The sequence below is a fragment of the Sphingopyxis granuli NBRC 100800 genome (genome assembly GCF_001591045.1).
GTDB lineage: Bacteria > Pseudomonadota > Alphaproteobacteria > Sphingomonadales > Sphingomonadaceae > Sphingopyxis > Sphingopyxis granuli.
Genome location: NZ_BCUA01000079.1, coordinates 1 through 18,954 on the forward strand (window position 1 = coordinate 1; position 18,954 = coordinate 18,954).

General features: G+C 67.7%; 16 protein-coding genes. 3 read left to right on the forward strand and 13 right to left on the reverse strand.

What is annotated here, in order from left to right; all coding sequences use genetic code 11:
• Positions 1 to 36: 36 nt before the first annotated feature.
• The 5 genes from rodA to SGR02S_RS15485 are packed head-to-tail and all read right to left on the reverse strand — an operon-like array spanning position 37 to position 5,544.
• Entirely contained in the window at positions 37 to 1,143 is a 1,107-nt protein-coding gene (gene rodA / locus SGR02S_RS15465; protein WP_067111865.1) for a rod shape-determining protein RodA, read from the reverse strand.
• Positions 1,140 to 3,059, reverse strand: coding sequence for a penicillin-binding protein 2 (gene mrdA, locus SGR02S_RS15470; RefSeq protein ID WP_067111825.1), 1,920 nt, complete (start codon positions 3,057 to 3,059; stop codon positions 1,140 to 1,142). The genes rodA and mrdA overlap by 4 nt, the downstream gene beginning before the upstream one ends.
• Before the next feature lie 6 nt (positions 3,060 to 3,065).
• Positions 3,066 to 3,587 (reverse strand): rod shape-determining protein MreD, encoded by a 522-nt coding sequence (locus SGR02S_RS15475; RefSeq protein ID WP_067111828.1) that lies wholly within the window; start codon positions 3,585 to 3,587, stop codon positions 3,066 to 3,068.
• Complete coding sequence (gene mreC / locus SGR02S_RS15480; RefSeq protein ID WP_067111831.1) at positions 3,584 to 4,477, reverse strand: rod shape-determining protein MreC; 894 nt, start codon at positions 4,475 to 4,477, stop codon at positions 3,584 to 3,586. The genes SGR02S_RS15475 and mreC overlap by 4 nt, the downstream gene beginning before the upstream one ends.
• Before the next feature lie 20 nt (positions 4,478 to 4,497).
• Complete coding sequence (locus SGR02S_RS15485) at positions 4,498 to 5,544, reverse strand: rod shape-determining protein (RefSeq protein ID WP_067111834.1); 1,047 nt, start codon at positions 5,542 to 5,544, stop codon at positions 4,498 to 4,500.
• 195 nt (positions 5,545 to 5,739) lie between these two features.
• Between SGR02S_RS15485 and mutL the strand changes: the two genes are divergently transcribed.
• Positions 5,740 to 7,572, forward strand: coding sequence for a DNA mismatch repair endonuclease MutL (gene mutL, locus SGR02S_RS15490; protein WP_067111837.1), 1,833 nt, complete (start codon positions 5,740 to 5,742; stop codon positions 7,570 to 7,572).
• A gap of 242 nt (positions 7,573 to 7,814) precedes the next feature.
• Here the strand turns inward: mutL and SGR02S_RS15495 are convergent, their stop codons facing one another.
• Positions 7,815 to 8,279 (reverse strand): MaoC family dehydratase, encoded by a 465-nt coding sequence (locus SGR02S_RS15495; RefSeq protein WP_067111840.1) that lies wholly within the window; start codon positions 8,277 to 8,279, stop codon positions 7,815 to 7,817.
• 157 nt (positions 8,280 to 8,436) lie between these two features.
• Here SGR02S_RS15495 and SGR02S_RS15500 point away from each other — a divergent pair, with 157 nt between their 5' ends.
• Positions 8,437 to 10,041 carry a M20/M25/M40 family metallo-hydrolase gene (locus SGR02S_RS15500; protein ID WP_156483099.1) on the forward strand — a complete coding sequence of 535 codons (1,605 nt, stop codon included), beginning with the start codon at positions 8,437 to 8,439 and terminating at the stop codon, positions 10,039 to 10,041.
• A 217-nt stretch (positions 10,042 to 10,258) separates the two neighbouring features.
• On the opposite strand, the gene SGR02S_RS15505 is transcribed toward SGR02S_RS15500, so the two are convergent.
• The 4 genes from SGR02S_RS15505 to SGR02S_RS15520 form a co-directional block, all read right to left on the reverse strand.
• A complete protein-coding gene (locus SGR02S_RS15505; protein ID WP_067111847.1) occupies positions 10,259 to 11,830 on the reverse strand; it encodes an alkaline phosphatase D family protein in 1,572 nt (523 codons plus the stop codon).
• Between the two features lie 96 nt (positions 11,831 to 11,926).
• A complete protein-coding gene (locus SGR02S_RS15510) occupies positions 11,927 to 13,048 on the reverse strand; it encodes a copper resistance protein B (RefSeq protein ID WP_082797184.1) in 1,122 nt (373 codons plus the stop codon).
• On the reverse strand, positions 13,045 to 14,781 hold the full coding sequence (locus SGR02S_RS15515) for a copper resistance system multicopper oxidase (protein WP_255211497.1): 1,737 nt from the start codon (positions 14,779 to 14,781) through the stop codon (positions 13,045 to 13,047). Before SGR02S_RS15515 ends, SGR02S_RS15510 begins: the two co-directional genes overlap by 4 nt.
• Positions 14,778 to 15,515: a glutaredoxin family protein gene (locus tag SGR02S_RS15520; protein WP_067111850.1), complete on the reverse strand. Its 738-nt coding sequence runs from the start codon at positions 15,513 to 15,515 to the stop codon at positions 14,778 to 14,780. Before SGR02S_RS15520 ends, SGR02S_RS15515 begins: the two co-directional genes overlap by 4 nt.
• A 41-nt stretch (positions 15,516 to 15,556) precedes the next feature.
• Here SGR02S_RS15520 and SGR02S_RS15525 point away from each other — a divergent pair, with 41 nt between their 5' ends.
• Positions 15,557 to 15,961, forward strand: coding sequence for a MerR family transcriptional regulator (locus SGR02S_RS15525; RefSeq protein WP_067111853.1), 405 nt, complete (start codon positions 15,557 to 15,559; stop codon positions 15,959 to 15,961).
• A 63-nt stretch (positions 15,962 to 16,024) separates the two neighbouring features.
• On the opposite strand, the gene ychF is transcribed toward SGR02S_RS15525, so the two are convergent.
• From ychF to pth, 3 genes are all read right to left on the reverse strand, one after another.
• Positions 16,025 to 17,122, reverse strand: coding sequence for a redox-regulated ATPase YchF (gene ychF / locus SGR02S_RS15530; protein WP_067111856.1), 1,098 nt, complete (start codon positions 17,120 to 17,122; stop codon positions 16,025 to 16,027).
• A 162-nt stretch (positions 17,123 to 17,284) separates the two neighbouring features.
• Positions 17,285 to 18,280, reverse strand: coding sequence for an SDR family oxidoreductase (locus SGR02S_RS15535; protein ID WP_067111859.1), 996 nt, complete (start codon positions 18,278 to 18,280; stop codon positions 17,285 to 17,287).
• A gap of 58 nt (positions 18,281 to 18,338) precedes the next feature.
• Positions 18,339 to 18,908 carry an aminoacyl-tRNA hydrolase gene (gene pth, locus SGR02S_RS15540; protein ID WP_067111862.1) on the reverse strand — a complete coding sequence of 190 codons (570 nt, stop codon included), beginning with the start codon at positions 18,906 to 18,908 and terminating at the stop codon, positions 18,339 to 18,341.
• Positions 18,909 to 18,954: the final 46 nt, after the last annotated feature.

The following is an 18,954-nucleotide window of genomic DNA, read 5'->3' on the forward strand; positions in this document are numbered from 1 at the left end:
GGGCCGTCTGATGTCATCATGGTCCAAGTCGGAATGTCAGTGAAAGCGGCGCACGCCGGTCCGGCTGTCGTTCTCGATCGCCAGGACGATGCCGACGCAGGTCATGATCGTCAGCATCGACGACCCGCCATAGGAAAAGAGCGGCAGCGGGATGCCGACGACCGGCGCGAGGCCCATCACCATCATCAGGTTGATCGCGATGTAGAAGAAGATCGTCATGGTCAGCCCGGTCGCGACCAGTTGCCCGAAGCGGGTGCGCGCATTCATCGCGACGCGCGTCGACCAGCGCAGCAGCAGGAAGAAACCGAACATCAGCGCCAGCCCGCCGATCAGCCCCCATTCCTCCGCCATCGTCGCGAAGATGAAGTCGGTATGGCCTTCGGGCAGATAGTCGAGATGGCTCTGCGACCCGTTGAGAAATCCCTTGCCGCTGATCCCGCCCGACCCGATCGCGATCTTCGACTGGCTGATGTGATAGCCGGCGCCCAGCGGATCGCTTTCGGGGTCGAGGAAGATCAGCACCCGTTTCTGCTGATAGTCGTGCAGCATGGAAAAGAGGATGGGCAGGGCGGCGGCGCCCGCGATCACGGCGCTGCCGAACCACCAGAGCGGCAGGCCGGCGACGAACATCACGATCGCGCCGCTCGCGCAGATGGCGAGCGCGGTGCCGAGGTCGGGCTGCAGCATCACCAGCGCGGCGGGGATGCCGATCATCACCAGCGCGGGCCACAGCGCGGTCCAGCTTCGCGTCTCGCCGGGCGGCAACTGGGTATAGAAGCGCGCGAGCGCGAGGACGATCGCGACCTTCATCAGCTCGGACGGCTGAAGGTTCATGAAGCCCAGGTTGAGCCAGCGCTGGCTGCCGCCGCCGACGAAGCCGAGCAGTTCGACCGCGACCAGCAGCACCGCGACCCCCAGATAGCCGAGATAGGAGAAATCCTCGAAGAAGCGGAGCGGAATCCGCCCGATGGCCAGCGCCATCGTCAGGAAGATGGCGAAGCGGGTGCCCTGCTGCAACGCCCAGGGCGATGCGTTGCCGCCCGCCGCCGAATAGAGGACGAGCAGCCCGAAACCGGTGATCGCGGACAGCAGGGCGATGAGCTTCCACGGAATGCGCTGGATTGCTGGCGGAACCGGGATCATCGCGGCGCTCCCGGTTCGGGGTCGCTCGACGCGCCCGCTTTCCACGCCGCATAGTCGCGATTCATGCGCTCGGTGATCGTGCCACCCCAGCCGGCTTCGAAGCCTTCGAGCGCCGCCATCGCCTTTTCGCGGTCGTAGAGGAAGGTGAAGATGTCCTTCGCCACCGGCGCCGCGGCGCGCGATCCGCCCATGCCATGCTCGATCACCACCGACGCGGCATAGCGGGGATTGTCGACCGGCGCGAAGCAGACGAACAGGCCGTGGTCGCGATATTTCCACGTCCCGCCCTTGCCGTTGCCGCCCGAGGCGAGCCCGCGCACCTGCGCCGTGCCGGTCTTGCCCGCCATCGCGATGCCGTCGAGCGGCAGGCGGCTGCGCACCGCGGTGCCGGGACCGTTGACGACGCGGTTCATGCCTTCGCGCGCGACCGCCAGATGCTCTTCGGCGAAGGGCAGCGGCTTGTTCTCGAACTGGCGGTTGATCAGGCGCGGATAGAGCGCGCGGCCCGATGCGATGCGTGCCGCCATCACCGCGAGCTGGAGCGGGTTGGCGAGCACATAGCCCTGGCCGATCACCGCGTTGAGCGAATCCGAAGCGCTCCATTCGCGGTGATATTTGCGCATCTTCCATTCGCTGTCGGGAACGGTGCCGTATCGCTGCGCGCTGCCCGCGAGCTGATATTCCTCGCCCAATCCCAGCAGGCGCGCGGTCGGCGCGATCGCGTCGTAGCCGAGCCGGTGCCCGAGCCAGTAGAAATAGCTGTTGCAGCTCTTTTCGATTGCGGTCGGCATGTCGATCGTGCCGTGCCGGCCAAGGCAGCGGAAGAAGCGGCTGCCGAGCCGGTAGCCGCCGATGCACGTGTGCTTTTCGCCCGGGTCGACGCCATGTTCCATCGCCGCGATCGCCGCCATCGGCTTCAGCGTCGATCCCGGCGGATAGAGGCCGCGCGTCGCCTTGTTGATCAGCGGCTGGTGGTCGTCGGCGCGCAGCCAGGCATATTCCGAATTGCTGATCCCGTCCGAAAAGCTGTTCGGGTCGAAGCTGGGCATCGACACGAAGGAGAGGATGTCGCCGTTCAGGCAGTCGATGACGATCGCCGCCCCCGATTCGCGCCCCATCCGCCGCGCGACATATTCCTGCAGGTCGGCGTCGATCGTCAGGTGGACCGTCTTGCCCTGCACGTCGGGCTGGGTGCTGAGGTCGCGGACGACCTTGCCGCGCGCCGTCACCTCGACGCGCCGCGCGCCGGGCTTGCCCTTCAGCACGTCCTCGAAATATTTCTCCAGCCCGTCCTTGCCGATCTTGAACCCCGGCGTGATGTAGAGCGGGTTCTTCGCCTTTTCATATTCCTCGGCATTCGGGGCGCCGACATAGCCGATCAGATGGCCGACCGCCGCGCCGGTCGGATAGTTGCGGGCAAAGCCGCGCGCGGGGGCGATGCCCGACAGGTCGGGCAGGCGGACGAGCACCGCGCTATAATCCTGTTCGGTGACGTCCTCCGCCACTGCGACCGGCTGAAAGCCCGACGCGGCCTTCAGGTCGCGCTCGATCCGGTCCATCGCGTCGCCGTCGAGGCGCAGCAAAGTGCGAAGCTGGCCGAGCACCAGATCCTTGTTGTGCAGCCGGTCGGGGATGATGTCGATGCGCAGGCTGACGCGGTTGTTGGCGAGCGCCTTGCCGTGGCGGTCGACGATCCAGCCGCGGCGCGGCGGGACGAGCGTCAGGTTGACGCGATTGCTTTCCGATTCGAGCACATAGCGGTCGTTGTCGACGACCGAGATATAGGCCATGCGCGTCGCGAGCGCGGCGCCGACGGCCATCTGTCCGCCGCCGACCAGCAGCGTGCGCCGCGTGAAGGTCATTCCCCTCCAGGCTTCGGTGATCGGCATCGTCTGACGCGGATTTTTGCGGCGCATGGGGAGTTATCGGCGTTTCAGGCGGAAATTGTCAAACGCGCCGGTCAGGCGCAGGAACAGCGGCACGAGCAGCGCCGAGACGATGATCTGCGGCACGACGAGGCCCAGCAGGTGCCCCGCCGGCGCGTGCGGGTGCGCGATCAGCGCCGCCGCCGCCTGGACCGCGGCGGCGAGCAGCGCGGCGATGCCCCAGTCGTGAAAGAAGCCGCGCCAATAGATGCGCTGCGAGAAATAATGGATCGCGATGCTGGCGAGCGTCCACAGGCCGATCGCGGTGCCGATCGGCGCGCCGCTGAACAGGTCGTCCCACAGCCCGAGCGGCAGGCCGATCCACACCGGCCACATCTCGGTGCGCAGCAATTGCCAGCATAGGAAGAAGAGCAGCCCCATCGGGGGAAGCACGGGCGAGCTGGCGACGAGCGGCAGCATCAGCGGCAGCGCCGAGGCGAGCATCACGCTCGCGATCGGCACGATCCGCATCCGCCAGAGCGACGCCGGCTCGCCGAGGCGCGGTCCGGCGCGGTTCATGGCGTTCCGGCGGGGGGCGCCGCGGGCGCCGCCCGCGCTTCCAGATTGTCGGGGGTATAGGGCCGCAATACCGCGACCGCATCGACCTTCGCCGGGTCGGCGAGCGGCCGCGCGAGTGCGCCGTCATCCTGCCGCCGCACGACGATCGCGACCGGGATGTTGGGCGGATAGAGGCCGCCGGTGCCCGAGGTGACGAGGATGTCGCCCGGCTTGAACGGGTTGTTCGCGATGTTGAGCGTGCGGATGTCGAGATCGCCGTTGCCGCGCCCGTTGGCGAGCGCGGGCAGGCCGTCGCGCGCGCGGCGGACGGGCACGACATTGTCGACGTCGGTCAGCAGCAGCACCTGCGACACCGACGGTCCGGCGGTGAGCACGCGCCCGATCAGCCCGTCGGCGCCGCGCACCGGCTGCCCCGCCGCGACCCCGACGTTGCGGCCGATGCTGAGCAGCGCGAGGCGTCGGCTGCTGGTCGAGGTCGAGGTGAGCAGATAGCCGTGCGCAAGCGCCGCCTTGTCGGTCTGCTGCAACTGGAGCAACGCCTTGAGCTGGCGGTTCTCCTCTTCGAGCGAAGACGTCGCGACCAGCTTGCGCCGCGTCTCCGCCAGTTCCTTGCGCAGCCGCCGGTTCTGCGATCCCGCGCCGACATAGGCCGAAACCGCGTCGTCGATGCCGGAGATCGACCCCGTGACCGACCGGGTCACGCGCGCGATGGGCGCGGCGACCTCATGGCTCGCCACGCGAAGCGTGGCGAAGCCGACGGGATCGACCACCGAAAGGACCGCGAGCAACAGGCCCGCCACCGCCCCCGTCACCGCAATGACATAGGCCGCGAACAGGCCGTACTGGGCCTTTCGGGATTGCCCCGGACGTTTATTTGCCGGGCGGACCATGAAGAACCTCTACCGTTCGATCAGGCTTGCTGCAGCACGCCGCGGAAGGCGGGGTCCTCCATCGCACGGCCGGTGCCGATCGCGACGCAGGTCAACGGGTCCTCTGCCACCGTTACGGGCAGCCCGGTCGCGTCGCGCAGCAGTTCGTCGAGTTCGGCGATCAGCGCGCCGCCGCCCGTCAGCACGATACCCTGGTCGACGATGTCGGCCGCGAGTTCGGGCGCGGTATTTTCCAGCGCGATGCGCACGCCCTCGACGATCGTGCCGATCGGTTCGGACAGCGCCTCGGCGATCTGCGCCTGGTTGATCGAGATTTCCTTGGGCACTCCGTTGACGAGGTCGCGGCCCTTGATGTGGATCGTCAGACCGACGCCGTCCGACGGGATTCGCGCGATGCCGAAATCCTTCTTGATCCGCTCGGCGGTCGATTCGCCGATCAGCAGATTATGGTGACGACGGACGTAGGAGACGATCGATTCGTCCATCTTGTCGCCCCCGGCGCGGACCGAGGTGGTATAGGCAAGGCCGCGCAGCGACAGCACCGCGACCTCGGTCGTGCCGCCGCCGATGTCGACCACCATCGACCCGATCGGTTCGGTGACGGGCATGTCGGCGCCGATGGCGGCCGCCATCGGTTCCTCGATCAGCCACACCTGGCTGGCCCCCGCGTTCGATGCGGCGTCGCGGATCGCGCGGCGCTCGACGCTCGTCGAGCCCGACGGCACGCAGATCACGATTTCGGGGCTGCGAAAGGCGTTGGGCTTGCCGCCGTGGACCTTGGTGATGAAATGCTTGATCATCTGCTCGGCGACGTCGATGTCGGCGATCACGCCGTCGCGCAGCGGGCGAATCGCCTCGATCGTGTCGGGTGTCTTGCCCATCATCAGCTTGGCGTCGTCGCCGACCGCCTTCACCCGCTTGATGCCGTTCAGCGTCTCGACCGCGACGACCGAGGGTTCGTTAAGAACGATGCCCTTTCCGCGCACATAGACGACGGTGTTCGCCGTGCCGAGGTCGATCGCCATGTCTTGGGAATTGAATTTCAGAAACCGGGAAAAGAAGGACATCTATACTGTTCCTGCCATCGAAGCCGCTCCCCCGGACGGGGGCGCCCCTGTCGCCATTCTCGCCGCTTGTCCGCCCGCAGCCAAGACCATATCAAGGGGAGATTCCGGCTCGACCAAAGGAGGGCTGGCTGGATGGAGCGATAGGACTGTGCGGATGGGTCGCGATTTGCGTCCGACTGCGCTAGGAGAGCGGTCATGTCAATACGCCGCCTGCCGGAAAAGCTCGTAAATCGGATCGCGGCCGGTGAAGTGGTCGAAAGACCGGCTGCGGCGCTGAAAGAACTGGTTGAAAACGCCATCGACTCGGGCGCGACCCGCATTTCGGTGCGAATCGCCGAGGGCGGGATCGCGCGGCTGGAGGTCGAGGACGACGGCTGCGGAATGACCCCGGCGGAGATGGCGCTGGCGCTCGAACGCCACGCGACGTCGAAGCTGCCGGGCGACGCGATCGAGGATGTCACGACGCTCGGCTTTCGCGGCGAGGCGCTGCCTTCGATCGCCAGCGTCGCCCGCATGACGCTCGAAAGCCGCGTTGCGGGCGGCGATGGCTGGCGGCGGGTGGTCGACAATGGCGCGCTGGCGGGCGAGGGGCCGGCGGCGCTGGCGACGGGCACGCGCGTCGTGGTCGAAGACCTGTTCGCCCGCGTCCCGGCGCGGCGCAAGTTCCTGCGCAGCGCGCGCAGCGAATATGCGAGCTGCCTCGACGGGGTGAAAAGGCTCGCGATGGCGCGGCCCGACATCGGCTTCACGGTCGAGCACGATGGGCGGCGGGTACTCGACGTGCAGGGCGGGCAGGACCGGCTCGCGCGCGTCGCGGCGCTGACCAGCCGCGAGCTGGCGGACAACAGCATCGGCGTCGATCTCGATCGCGGCGAAGTGCATCTGGGCGGCGTCATCAGCCTGCCGACCTACAATCGCGGCATCGCCGATCATCAATATCTGTTCGTCAACGGCCGGCCGGTGAAGGACCGGCTGCTCGTCGGGGCGCTGCGCGGCGCCTATGCCGACCTGCTCGCGCGCGACCGCCATCCGGTCGTTGCCTTGTTCCTCGACCTGCCGACGGGCGAGGTCGACGTCAACGTCCACCCCGCCAAGACCGAGGTGCGCTTCCGCGACCCGCAACTGGTGCGCGGGATGATCGTCGGCGGCCTGCGGCGCGCGCTCGACGAGCATGGCTTCCGCAGCGTCCAGCGCCCGGCCGAGGCGGCGCTCGCCGCGTGGCGGCAGGAACCGGTCGCATCTGGACCCGAATCGGCGACGGGCTTCCTGTTCGGCCATCGCACCGAGCCCGCCGTGCATCTGTTCGGGGCCGATGCCCCGCCGCCGGCCGAGGATGTCGCGCGCGTCTATGACCGGGTGACGCCCTTCGCGGGTCCCGCTGCACCCATCGCGGGCCGCGCCGAGGTCGCCGAGGCGCCGCCGCCCGCGGCCGGGTCGCACCCGCTCGGGATCGCGCGCGGGCAGATCGCGAAAACCTATATCGTCGCAGAGGCCGAGGACGGGCTGGTCATCGTCGATCAGCATGCCGCACACGAGCGGCTGGTGCTCGAGACGCTGCGCCGCGGCATGGCTGAAGCGGGGGCGGGACAGGGCGTCGCATCGCAGGGCCTGCTGCTGCCCGAAGTGGTCGAACTCGACGAACCCGCCTGCGACCGGCTCGAAGCGGCGTCGCCGCAGCTTGCGGCGCTGGGCGTCGAACTCGAACGCTTCGGTCCCGCGGCGGTGATGGTGCGTGCGACCCCCGCGATGCTGGGGACGATCGACTGCCGCAAGCTCGTCACCGATATTGCCGACGATCTCGCGGGCTATGACGCCGCACTCGGCCTTTCGGAAAAGCTGGAGCTGGTCGCGGCGACGATGGCCTGCCACGGCTCGGTCCGCGCCGGCCGGACGCTGGCGGTCGCGGAGATGAACGCGCTGCTCCGCCAGATGGAGGTGACGCCGCATTCGGGCCAGTGCAACCACGGTCGTCCGACCTGGGTGAAACTGGCGATGGACGACGTCGAAAAACTGTTCGGCCGGAAATAGGGGCGGGACGATAGCGTCGCCGAATGAAAGGGGCGGAAAGCCGCCGGCTTCCCGCCCCTCGACGATCTGTGACCGTCACCCTCGGGTCGCAGAGGGTTGAGGGCTCCATCGCTGCATTTGTCGTGGGTGTCATACCCCAAATGGGTGATCTGACATGTTTTTTCAGGACGTGCCGCCGATGATCGCGCCGCTTCGTCGGCGCGTTCCCGGTCGATTTCGACGGTCACGCAAATAGGGCGGGTTTACGCTTGTCCGTTGCCCGCCGCGTCCCGGACGCGGATCAGGCCCGCCGAGCGCATCGTCATCACCGGCTCGTCATGCTGGTTGAGCACCGTGAGCTTCGAGGACAGGATCCCCATGTCGGGCCGCTTCGCGGAGCGGCGCTTTTCGACCACTTCCATCTCGCAGCGCAGCGTGTCGCCGGGATAGACCGGCTTCAGCCAGCGCAGTTCGTCGATGCCCGGAGAGCCGAGCCCGGCCTGTTCATGTGCCTTCATGTGATCGACCATCATCCGCATCGCCATCGCACCGGTGTGCCAGCCGCTCGCCGACAGACGGCCGAAATAGGTCTGCGCCGCCGCCTCGTCGTCGAGGTGAAAAGGCTGTGGGTCGTATCGGCTCGCGAAATCGACGACTTCCTCGCGCGTCACCAGCTTGCTGCCGAAGCGCTGGATTTTCCCGACCTCTATATCCTCGTAATAAAGCATGGCGCGCCTATGCGCGGAAAGGCGCGGGCGAGGCAAGGGGCTTGTCGTCGCCGACCGGCCGGGCTGATTGCGCCTTGATTTGCACCGCGCGCATGGTGCATCCGGTTGCAACGGCAACGAAGGGGAATTTCCGATCATGAGAAGGACTTGGATCGCCATGGCCCTGGCGGTGACAGGGGCGGGGGCGGCGCTCGTCGCGGTGCCTGCGGCAGGACAGAAGGCGGACGACGCCGACACCAACGCGATCATCGACCAGGGCTTCAACCACAGCCAGGTGATGCGCATCGCGCAGGAGATGACCGACGGGCTGGGTCCGCGCCTCACCAATTCGCCCGCGATGCGCCGCGCCGAGCAATGGGCGATCGACCGCTTCGCCGGCTGGGGTCTCGCCAATGTCCGCCGCGAGGGGTTCGAGTTCGGCCGCGGCTGGGAAATCCTGTCGGTCGACGTGCGCATGACGGCGCCGCGGCCGCTCGCGCTGACGGCGATTCCGATCGCCTGGACCCCGTCGACCGGCGGCGCGATCACCGCGCCGATCGTCGTCGCGCCGATGAGCAAGGAAGAGCATTTCGCCGAATGGAAGGGCAAGCTGGCCGGCAAGATCGTGCTCGTCACGCTCCCCGGCACCGGCGACGAGCCCGAAAAAGCCCCCTTCCGGCGCCTTGGCGGTGAGGATTTCGAGAAGCTCGACGCCTTTCGCCAGCCGAAATATGATCCCGACGCGATCAACAAGCGCCTCGAACGCGTCAGCTTTGCCGAAAAGCTCGACGCTTTCCTCAAGGCCGAAGGGGCGGTCGCCTGGGTCCGGCAGTCGTACCGCGACGGCAAGCTGGTGCATGGCGAGGGCTATAACTACCGCGTCGGCCACACGCTGTCGCTGCCCGGTGTCGAACTGGCGGCGGAGGATTATCGCCGCCTCGCGCGCCTCGCCAAGTCGGGCCCGGCGCCGCAGCTTTCGATCGACAGCAACATCCGCTTCGATGACAGCGACACGAAGGCTTACAACATCATCGCCGACATCCCGGGCAGCGACCCGAAGGCCGGTTATGTGATGGCGGGCGCGCATTTCGACAGTTGGGTCGCGGGCGACGGCGCGACCGACAATGCCGCGGGCAGCGCGGTGGTGATGGAGGCGGCGCGCATCCTCAAGACGTTGGGCGTCCGGCCGAAGCGGACGATCCGCTTCGTGCTGTGGACGGGCGAGGAGCAGGGGCTGCTCGGCAGCCTCGCCTATGTCGACAAGCATCTCGCGACGCGTCCCGGCCCGACCGAGGGCGAGGACGGCAATGCGCTCTATTACGGGTGGCCGAACCGCTATCCGGTGACGCCGCGGCCCGGCTACGGCGACCTCAAGGCCTATTTCAACATGGACAATGGCTCGGGCAAGCTGCGCGGCCTCTATGCCGAGGGCAATGTCGCCGCGGTTCCGCTGCTCCAGGCGTGGCTCGCGCCCTTCGCCAGCATGGGCGCCGGAAAGGTCGTCGCGGCGCCCACCGGCGGCACCGACCATGTCTATATGCAATCGGTCGGCGTGCCGGGCTTCCAGTTCATCCAGGACCCGCTCGATTACGGCTCGCGCACGCACCACAGCAGCGCCGATACCTTCGATCATCTGAAGGCTGACGACCTGCGCCAGGCGTCGGTGGTGATGGCGGGGATGCTGCTGGCATCGGCGAACAGCGACAAGGTGCTGCCGCGCTTCCCGGTCCCGTCGCAGCCGGCCCCCTATGACCCGTTCCAGTACAAGGACCCGGACCAATAGGATCGCAGCCACTTCTTTCCCGTTCGTGTCTCGACTTCGCTCGACACGAACGGAAAAGGGAAGCGGATTTGGCCTTTAGAGCAAATATGCACCGTTTGCCCTGAGCTTGTCGAAGGGCCGTTCTTTCTGCCAGGCGCCGCAAGAAGAAGTAGAACGGTGCTTCGACAAGCTCAGCCCGAACGGCTGTGAGGGTGTGTCAGATTTCAGGCACGTCGCTCTAAGCCGACATGGTGATCCCGGCCCGACCGTTCTCGACCACGCCGGTCGCGCGCTTCGACAGCCTGTTCACCGGCGTCGTCACCTTGTCGACGACCATGAAATGCGTCTGCCACGCCTCGCGGCCGACCTCGCAGACCAGATAGCCGCGCTGGTCGTTGGCGAATTTCAGTTCGGGGTTGCGCGCCAGCCATTCGTCGGTCCCGGCGCGCTTGTCGCTGCCGTCGCCGCCGCTGGAGATCGAGGTGCCGACGAACTCGGCCGCGACCACCTTGTCCTTCAGCACCAGGTCGCCGCAGAAATTCTGGTGTTCGTCGCCCGTCAGCACGACGCAGTTCTTCAATCCCGCAAAGCGCGACAGGATACGCTCGCGCGGCGCTTCATAGCCCGCCCAGCTGTCGATGTTGATGATCTTCTCGGGCTCTTCGGGCCGGCGGCGGCGGTCGAGCGACATCATCGTCACCTGCTGCGCGATCGTGTTCCACGTCGCGCCGCCCCTGGCGAGGTTGCGCGCGAGCCATTCCTCCTGCGCCTTGCCGAGCACCTGCGCATCCTTCGCATAGACGTCGGGACAGGCAGGCTTGAAGCCGTCGCCGCACGGCTGGTTGTCGCGATACTGGCGCGTGTCGAGCACCTGCATCGCCATCAGGTCGCCATAGCGCAGCTCACGATGCGCCGCGACCATGCCGCCGCGCGGCAGCAGAGCCCGGCGCACCGGCATATGCTCGTACCACGCCTGCATCGCCGCCTGCTTGCGCAGCATGAATACCTCGGGCGGCGGCGCGTCGGGGTCGTTGCCGTCGAGCCCCAGTTTCCAGTCGTCGAAGGTCGATACCCAGTCGTTGCGGATCTCGTGGTCGTCGAAGCTCGAGATGAAGCCATGCGCCGATCGCGCCGCCTGCATGTCGATGTCGAGCAAGGTCTGCGTATAGGCGATACGGAAATCGCCCAGATCCTGCAGTCCGCGCAGCGCATATCGGCGCACCGGGCGGATCGGCAGGCCGCTGTCGTAGAGATAGTCCTGCTGATATTCGTAGATGAAGTCGCCATAATGATAGACGAAGGCCAGGTCCTCGCGCGCGAGGTGGCGATAGGCGCCGTAGAAGCCCGATTCATAATGCTGGCAGCCGCAGACCCCGAATTTCAGCGCGTCGGCGCGCGCGCCGGGGGCGGGAAGGGTGCGGGCGCGCCCGCGCAGGCTGCGCTCGCCACCCGCGACGAAGCGGTAATGATAGGGGCGGTCCGGCTGCAGGCCCGCGATCTCGACATGGACGCTGTGACCCAGCTCGGGGCGCGCCAGTTCGGTACCCTTCGCGACGACGTCGCGAAAGCCGCCGTCGCTCGCCACCTCCCATTCGACCGGCACCGGGACGAGCGGCATGCCGCCGTGCGGCGCCATCGGCTCGGGCGCGAGGCGGGTCCAGATGACGAAGCCGTCGCTCGCCGGATCGCCCGCCGCGACGCCGAGGCTGAACGGAAAATCGCGGAAGAAGCCGGCCTCGGCGCGCAGGATCGCGGGGGCCGACAGTCCGGCAAGCGTGGCGGTGGCAAGGAAATGGCGGCGGTTCAGCATGGCAGGCTCCGCGGACGGGAAGGACGAATCGGATAGTGCCAGATAGCCGAGCCCGATGCGACTTCAATGACAGGCGTGCCTGATGCCCGGCCGCTCTCAGAACCAGAGGTGCACCCCCGCGACGAACGCGGGATGCGAGGCCTTTTCACCGGCGGCGCGTGCGATCCGCGCGGTGCGGCCGAGCTTGCGTTCCCAGGCGACGCCGACATAGGGCGCGAACTCGCGCGCGACCTCATAGCGCAGGCGCAGGCCCAGTTCGACGCCCGACAGGCCGCCGCCGACGGCGCGCTCGGGGACGTCCTGAAAGGCCAGTTCGATTTCGGCCATCGGCTGCGCGATCAGCCGCTGGGTGATGCGCTGGTCGTAGCTCGCCTCCAGCCGCGCCGCCGCGTCGCCCTTGTCCGACAGGAACAGCGCGCCCTCGATCTCGAACCAATAGGGGGCGAGGCCTTCGAAGCCGATCACGGCATGCGTCGGCGAAGGGCCGGGGCCGAAGTCCTGCCGGACGCCCGCCTGCAGGTTGAAATAGGGGCCGATGGCGCGGCTCCACAGCGCCTGGACCTCGGCTCCCTCGACCGCACCGCCGAAATCGCCTTCGCCCTTGCTCTTGACCACCAGCCGATCGATGTCGCCGCCGAACCACCCCTCGGCTTCCCAGGCGTAGCCATCGCGGCCCTTGCGCGCCCGCCATTCGGCGAGGTTGACCATGATGCGCGAAAAGCGGCCGCCGCCATGCTCGGCATAAAGGCGCGCGCGGGGTCCGGCCATCGCCTCGGCGCCGAACAGCCGGTCGGCGGCATCGACGCGCGGCGCGGAAGGTGCGGGCGCATCGCCCACCGGTTGGTCGGGGATCATGGGGGAGGGCGGCGCGGCTTCGGCTGGCCGGCAATGGCCCATCGCGGCGTGCTCGGGCGGGCAGGGGGCGGCGGGGTTCGCCGGTACCGGCGGCGGCGTTTCCAGTGTGCAGTGCCCCATGGCGGCATGCTCAGCCGTGCAGCCGGGTGCGTTCGGTTCGTGGCGCGGAAGTGCCGGGTCCATCGTGCAATGGCCCATCGCCGCATGCTCGGCGGAGCATGCGGTCGCAGGCTCTTCCGGCGCCGGCTTTTCGGGCGGTGGCGCCATCGTGCAATGGCCCATCGCCGCGTGGTCGGGCGTGCAGGCGGGCGCGGCGGCGGCCGGATGCTGCGCCGCCATCAGCAGGATCGCGAGCAGGCTCATGCCGCGTCCCCCGCCGGGCGCACCGTCACCACCTGCATCATCCCGGCGTGCATGTGATACAGCAGGTGGCAGTGGAAGGCCCAGTCGCCATAGGCATCGGCGGTGAGGTCGAAGCTCAGCTTGCTGCCGGGCTGCACGTTGACCGTATGCTTGCGCGGCGCATGGTCGCCCTTGCCGGTGACAAGCTCGAAGAAATGGCCGTGCAGATGGATCGGATGCGTCATCATCGTGTCGTTGACCAGCGTCACGCGCACCCGCTCGCCCTGCGTGAAGGGGATCGGGGCCTTGACCTCGTTCATCTTCACCCCGTCGAACGCCCACATATAGCGTTCCATATTGCCGGTCAGATGGATCTGCATCTGCCGTGTCGGCGTGCGCGTGTCGGGATTGCGGTCGAGCGCGATCAGATCGCGATAGGTCAGCGCCCTCTCGACTCCTTCGAGGCCCACCCCCGGCTCGCCGGTGCGATCGGCGGGCATCGGCGAGATGCTCTGCACCGCCGGTGTGTCCCTGACCGTCGGGGCCAGCGTCATGTCGCGCATGCCGTGATCCATGCCGCCGCCATTGCCGCTGGCCGCATCGGGCGTGCAATGCCCCATAGCGGCATGTTCGGGGGCGCAGGCCGGGCCGCCGCCATGGTCCATGCCGCCCATTCCCATATCCTTCATGGTCAGCACCGGACGCGGGCGCAGGGCCGGGACCGGGGCCGCCATGCCCACGCGCGGGGCCAGCGTCGCGCGCGCCATGCCCGACCGGTCGGATGTCTCGCCGACCAGCGTATAGGCGCGGTCCCCCGGCGTGACGATCACGTCATAGGTCTCGGCGACCCCGATCTGGAATTCGTCGACCGTCACCGGGCGGACGTTGCATCCGTCGGCCTGTACCACGGTCATCGGCAGGCCGGGAATGCGGATGTTGAAGGTGGTCATCGCCGAGGCGTTGATGATGCGCAGCCGCACGCGCTCGCCGGCGCGGAACAGCCCGGTCCAATTGTCGGCGGGGCCGTGGCCGTTGACCAGATAGCGATAGGCGGCGGCGGTGACGTCGCTGATGTCGGTCGGGTCCATCCGCATCGCGCCCCACGCGATCCGGTCCTTCAGCGGCTGGTCGCGCCCCGCCAGCAGGCCCGAAAGCGTCTGCTTGCGGTGGTTGAAATAGCCGCCCATCTGCTTGAGCTTCCGGAAGATGGCGTGCGGATGCAGCGGGCTGAAATCGGACAGCAGGATCACATGCTCGCGGTCGTGCGCGACGGGATCGGCGCCGGCGGGATCGATGACGATCGGGCCGTAATGCCCCATCTGCTCCTGCAATCCCGAATGGCTGTGATACCAATAGGTGCCGGCCTGCCGCACGGGGAATTCGTAGGTGAAGGTCGCCCCCGGCGCGATACCCGGAAAGCTGATCCCCGGCACCCCGTCCATGTGAAAGGGCAGGATCAGGCCGTGCCAGTGGATCGAGCTGTCCTCGTCGAGCCGGTTGGTGACGTGAAGGCGCGCCTGCGTGCCTTCGGTCAGGCGGATCAGCGGCCCGGGGATGGTGCCGTTGATGCCGATCGCATGATGATCGCGTCCGTCGATCGTCAGCGTCTGATGCGCGATCGTCAGCCGGACGTCGGGGCCGGAGACGGTCGGCAGGCCTGCCGAAACCGGCTTCGCCCACAGCGGCAGCCACGGGGTCAGCGCCGCGGCGGCTCCCCCCGCGATCAGCGCACGACGTCCGATGGCGTCGTTCACGGCAGCGTTCCGATCATCCACAGCGCCATCGCGATCATGCCCAGATTCTCGGTCAGCGAGACGAAGCCCAGCGGTACCTTGCTGCTGCCGCCGACGCAGGCGCATTTGATCGATCGCCTGTCGATATAGACCGCCTTGAACACCGACACCGCGCCGATGCCGCCGATGAACAGCGCGACCGGAATCGACAGCCAGGGCAGGGCATGTGCGGTCATCAGCACCCCGGCCAGTCCCTCGGCAAAGGGATAGATGCTGGCATAGGGCACCCAGCGGCGCGCCAGCAGGTCGTAGTTCAGGAACATGGTCGCGAACTTGTCGACATCCTGCAACTTGAGCAGCGCGAGCACGATCATGCTGAACGAGACGAACCACTCGGCGGCGCGCAGCGTGAAGGCGTCGCCATAGGCCGCGAAGCTCGTCGCGAGCGCCATCAGCGCGGTCATCGCGAACAGCGCGATCACGGGCGTGTAGCTGGTCGCGTCGGGGTCGGCGACCTTCAGCCCGAAATGGCGCCGCAGATCGTCGTGACCGCCGATGCGCACCCCGTCGATGAAGGTTTGCGGCGTCGTCTTGACGCCATGCTCGGCCTTGAAGGCATCGGTCTCGGCGCGCGTCGTCAGCCAGCGATCATCGACCGCGAAGCCGCGGCTTTTCAGCAGATGCTTCGCTTTCAGCCCGTAAGGGCAGATATGGTCGGGCATGACCATGCGATAGAGGATTGCCTGTTTCGTCATGCGGCTCCTATACCGTCCGTACCATGGTACGGAGTCAAGCGATGCAGATCACGATCGGGAAACTGGCCTCGGCGGGCGGTGTCGGGGTCGAAACGGTGCGTTATTACCAGCGGCGCGGCCTGATGGCGACGCCGGTGCGCAGCGGCGGCGAGCGCTGGGGCGGCGGCATCCGGCGCTATGGCGCCGACGACCTGCGGCGCCTTCGCTTCATCCGCTCGGCGCAGGCGGCGGGTTTCACGCTCGACGAGATTTCGGAACTGCTCGCGCTGGAGGAAAGCAACGACCGCGCCCGCGTGCGCCGACTGGCGCGCCGGCGGATCGACGCGCTCGATCGGAAGATCGCGCAGATGACCGAAACCCGCGCGGTGCTCGCGAGGCTCGCCGACCAATGCGCGGCGAGCGATACGGGGCCATGTCCGATACTGACGGCGTTCGAGCCATATTAGTACGTCATTGCGAGGAGCGTAGCGACGAAGCAATGACGGAGTTTTTTTTGGGACGCAGTTCGGTCAGCTATGCAAAAAGTGCATCACATCCCCGTCCTGCACGACATAGCCTTTGCCCTCGGCGCGCAGCTTGCCCGCTTCGCGCGCCTTCGCTTCGCCCCCCAGCGCGACATAGTCGGCAAAGGCGATCGTCTCGGCGCGGATGAAACCCTTCTGGAAATCGCTGTGGATTTCGCCCGCCGCCTCGGGCGCGGTCGCACCGGTGTGGACGGTCCAGGCGCGCGCTTCCTTCGGCCCGACGGTAAAGAAGGTCAGCAGGTGGAGCAGTTCGTACCCGGCACGGATCACGCGCGCGAGACCGGTTTCGTGCAGCCCCATCTCTTCGAGGAACAGCATCCGCTCCCCGGCCTCCATGCCGACCAGTTCGCTCTCGATCGCGGCGGAGACGAGCACCGCCTGCGCGCCCTCGGCCTTCGCGCGCGCGAACACCGCGTCGCTGTGCGCGTTGCCCGTCGCGGCGTTCGCTTCCTCGACATTGCAGACATAGAGGACGGGCTTGGTGGTCAGAAGCTGCGCCTGGCGGAGGATGCGTTCTTCCTCGGGGTCCTTCGGCTCGGTCAGCCGCGCGGGCTTGCCGGCGCGCAGCAGGTCGAGCGCCTGGCCGAGCACCGAGGCCGCGGCCTTGGCCTCCTTGTCGCCGCCGGTCGCCTTCTTCTGGAAGGCGGGGACGCGCTTCTCGAGGCTTTCGAGGTCGGACAGCAGCAATTCGGTCTCGACCGTCTCGGCGTCGGCGACCGGATCGACCTTGTTCTCGACATGCTGGATGTCGTCATCCTCGAAACAGCGCAGGACGTGGACGATCGCATCGACTTCGCGGATGTTGCCGAGGAACTGGTTGCCCAGCCCTTCGCCCTTCGATGCCCCGCGCACGAGCCCGGCGATGTCGACGAAGGCGAGCTGCGTCGGGATGATCTTCTGGCTACCCGCGATCGCCGCCAGCTTGTCGAGCCGGTCGTCGGGCACCGCGACATTGCCGATGTTGGGTTCGATGGTGCAGAAGGGGTAGTTCGCCGCCTGCGCCGCCTGCGTCTCGGTCAGCGCGTTGAACAGGGTGGACTTGCCGACATTGGGCAGCCCGACGATTCCGCATTTGAAACCCATGAATCTCGTCTTTCGGTCATATTGGGCGCCGGTCGGGCGCCGATGGCAGGCGCGCTAGCCGTTTCGCATCGCTTTTTCCAGAGCGCGATGATCCCGGCCCGCCGGTTCGTGCCGAACGGGCCCGAAAGAAGGGGGGGGCAGAGAAGGGCGCTGGGCCGGACCTCAGTCGTGCACCGCGCGGACCAGCGGCCCCAGCGGACTGCCGCCCAGCCACGCGACCTGCACCTCGGCCGCGACGCGGTTGATCGCCTCCTGCGGCTTGGGCCCCGGATGGACCGCGCGGCGCAGCGGGCGCGTGCCCGCGGGCATCGCCATGATCTCCGCGATCGCGCGCGGCACGTCGGCGGGGTCGGCGCTGCGTCCGCTGCCGTCCTCGGTCCCCATGCCGCGCGTGAAGGGCTCATAGGCCGCCAGCCGCTCGGGATCGCTGCGTTCCTTCAGCGCGCCGGTATAGACGTTGCGGTTCTGCCAGACGCGGGTCGGATAGCCGCCGGGCTGAATGATCGTCACCTCGATGCCGTGCGGCACCAGTTCATAGGCAAGCTGTTCGGACAAGGCCTCCACCGCGAACTTGGTCGCCGAATAATGGCCGCCCCCGGGGACGATCACCCGGCCGAGCTGCGAAGAGATGTTGACGATCTGCCCGGCCCTGGCGGCGCGCATCTGCGGCAGCAGCGCGCGGATCATCCGCTGCATGCCGATGACGTTCGTGTTGAAGGCAAGGTGCGTCGCCTCCATGTCCTGCACCTCGATCGGGCCGGAGATGCCGACCCCGGCATTGTTGATCAGCGTGTCGATGCGTCCGCCCGCGGCTTCGAGCGCGCTTGCGGTGCCCGCGGCGACCGAATCGTCGCTCGTCACGTCGATTTCGACGATGTGCAGGTCGAGCTTTTCCTTCGCCGCTTCCGCTGCCAGCGTGTCCGCCTCGGGACGCGGCAGGTTGCGCATGGTCGCGATCACCTTCGCGCCGAGCCGGGCATAATGCAGCGCGCCGATCCGGCCGAATCCGCTCGACGTGCCGGTAATCAGGACGGTGCGGCCCTTCAGCGCTCCGGGCGCCGGCGGCGCGGAGGCGTGGAGCAGGGCGGGGGCTGCGGCGGCCAGCGCGGCGCCCCCGGCGAGTAGTTGGCGGCGATCGGGGTGCGAAGGACGGGGCATCGGCGAAACTCCTTTCGGCGCCATCATGCCCCAGCCGGGTGCATGTGCCAATCGTCGTTCAGCCGTTCAGGCGCAGCGCGAGGTCGTTCAGGAAGCGCGCGTCGTCGCCGTCCGCCAGGCCGCCCGCCTCGGCGGCGATCGCGCCCAGCAGGTCGGTCAGCGGTTCGATCTCGCTCTTGTGGTAAGGACCCAGCACATACCCGGTCACCCGGTCCTTGTGCCCTGGATGGCCGATGCCGATGCGCACGCGGCGGAAATCGTCGCCGATATGCTGGATCAGGCTGCGGATGCCGTTATGCCCCGCCGCGCCGCCGCCGCGCTTCACCTTCACCTTCATCGGCGCAAGGTCGAGCTCGTCATAGAAGACGGTGACGTCCTGCGGCGTCAGCTTGTAGAAATCGAGCGCGGCGCGGACGCTGCGGCCGCTTTCGTTCATGAAGGTCGACGGCTTGAGCAGCAGGATGCGGTGGCGGCCGATCCGGCCGTCCTGCACCCAGCCCTGGAATTTCTTCGCGGGCGCCGCGAATCCGTGCGCGTCGGCGATGACGTCGACGGCCATGAAGCCGACGTTGTGGCGGTGCATCGCATATTGGGGACCGGGATTGCCGAGGCCGACCCAGAGCTGCATGTCAAAAACCCCTCACTCCCTGTCTCGTCACCCTGAAGCTGTTTGG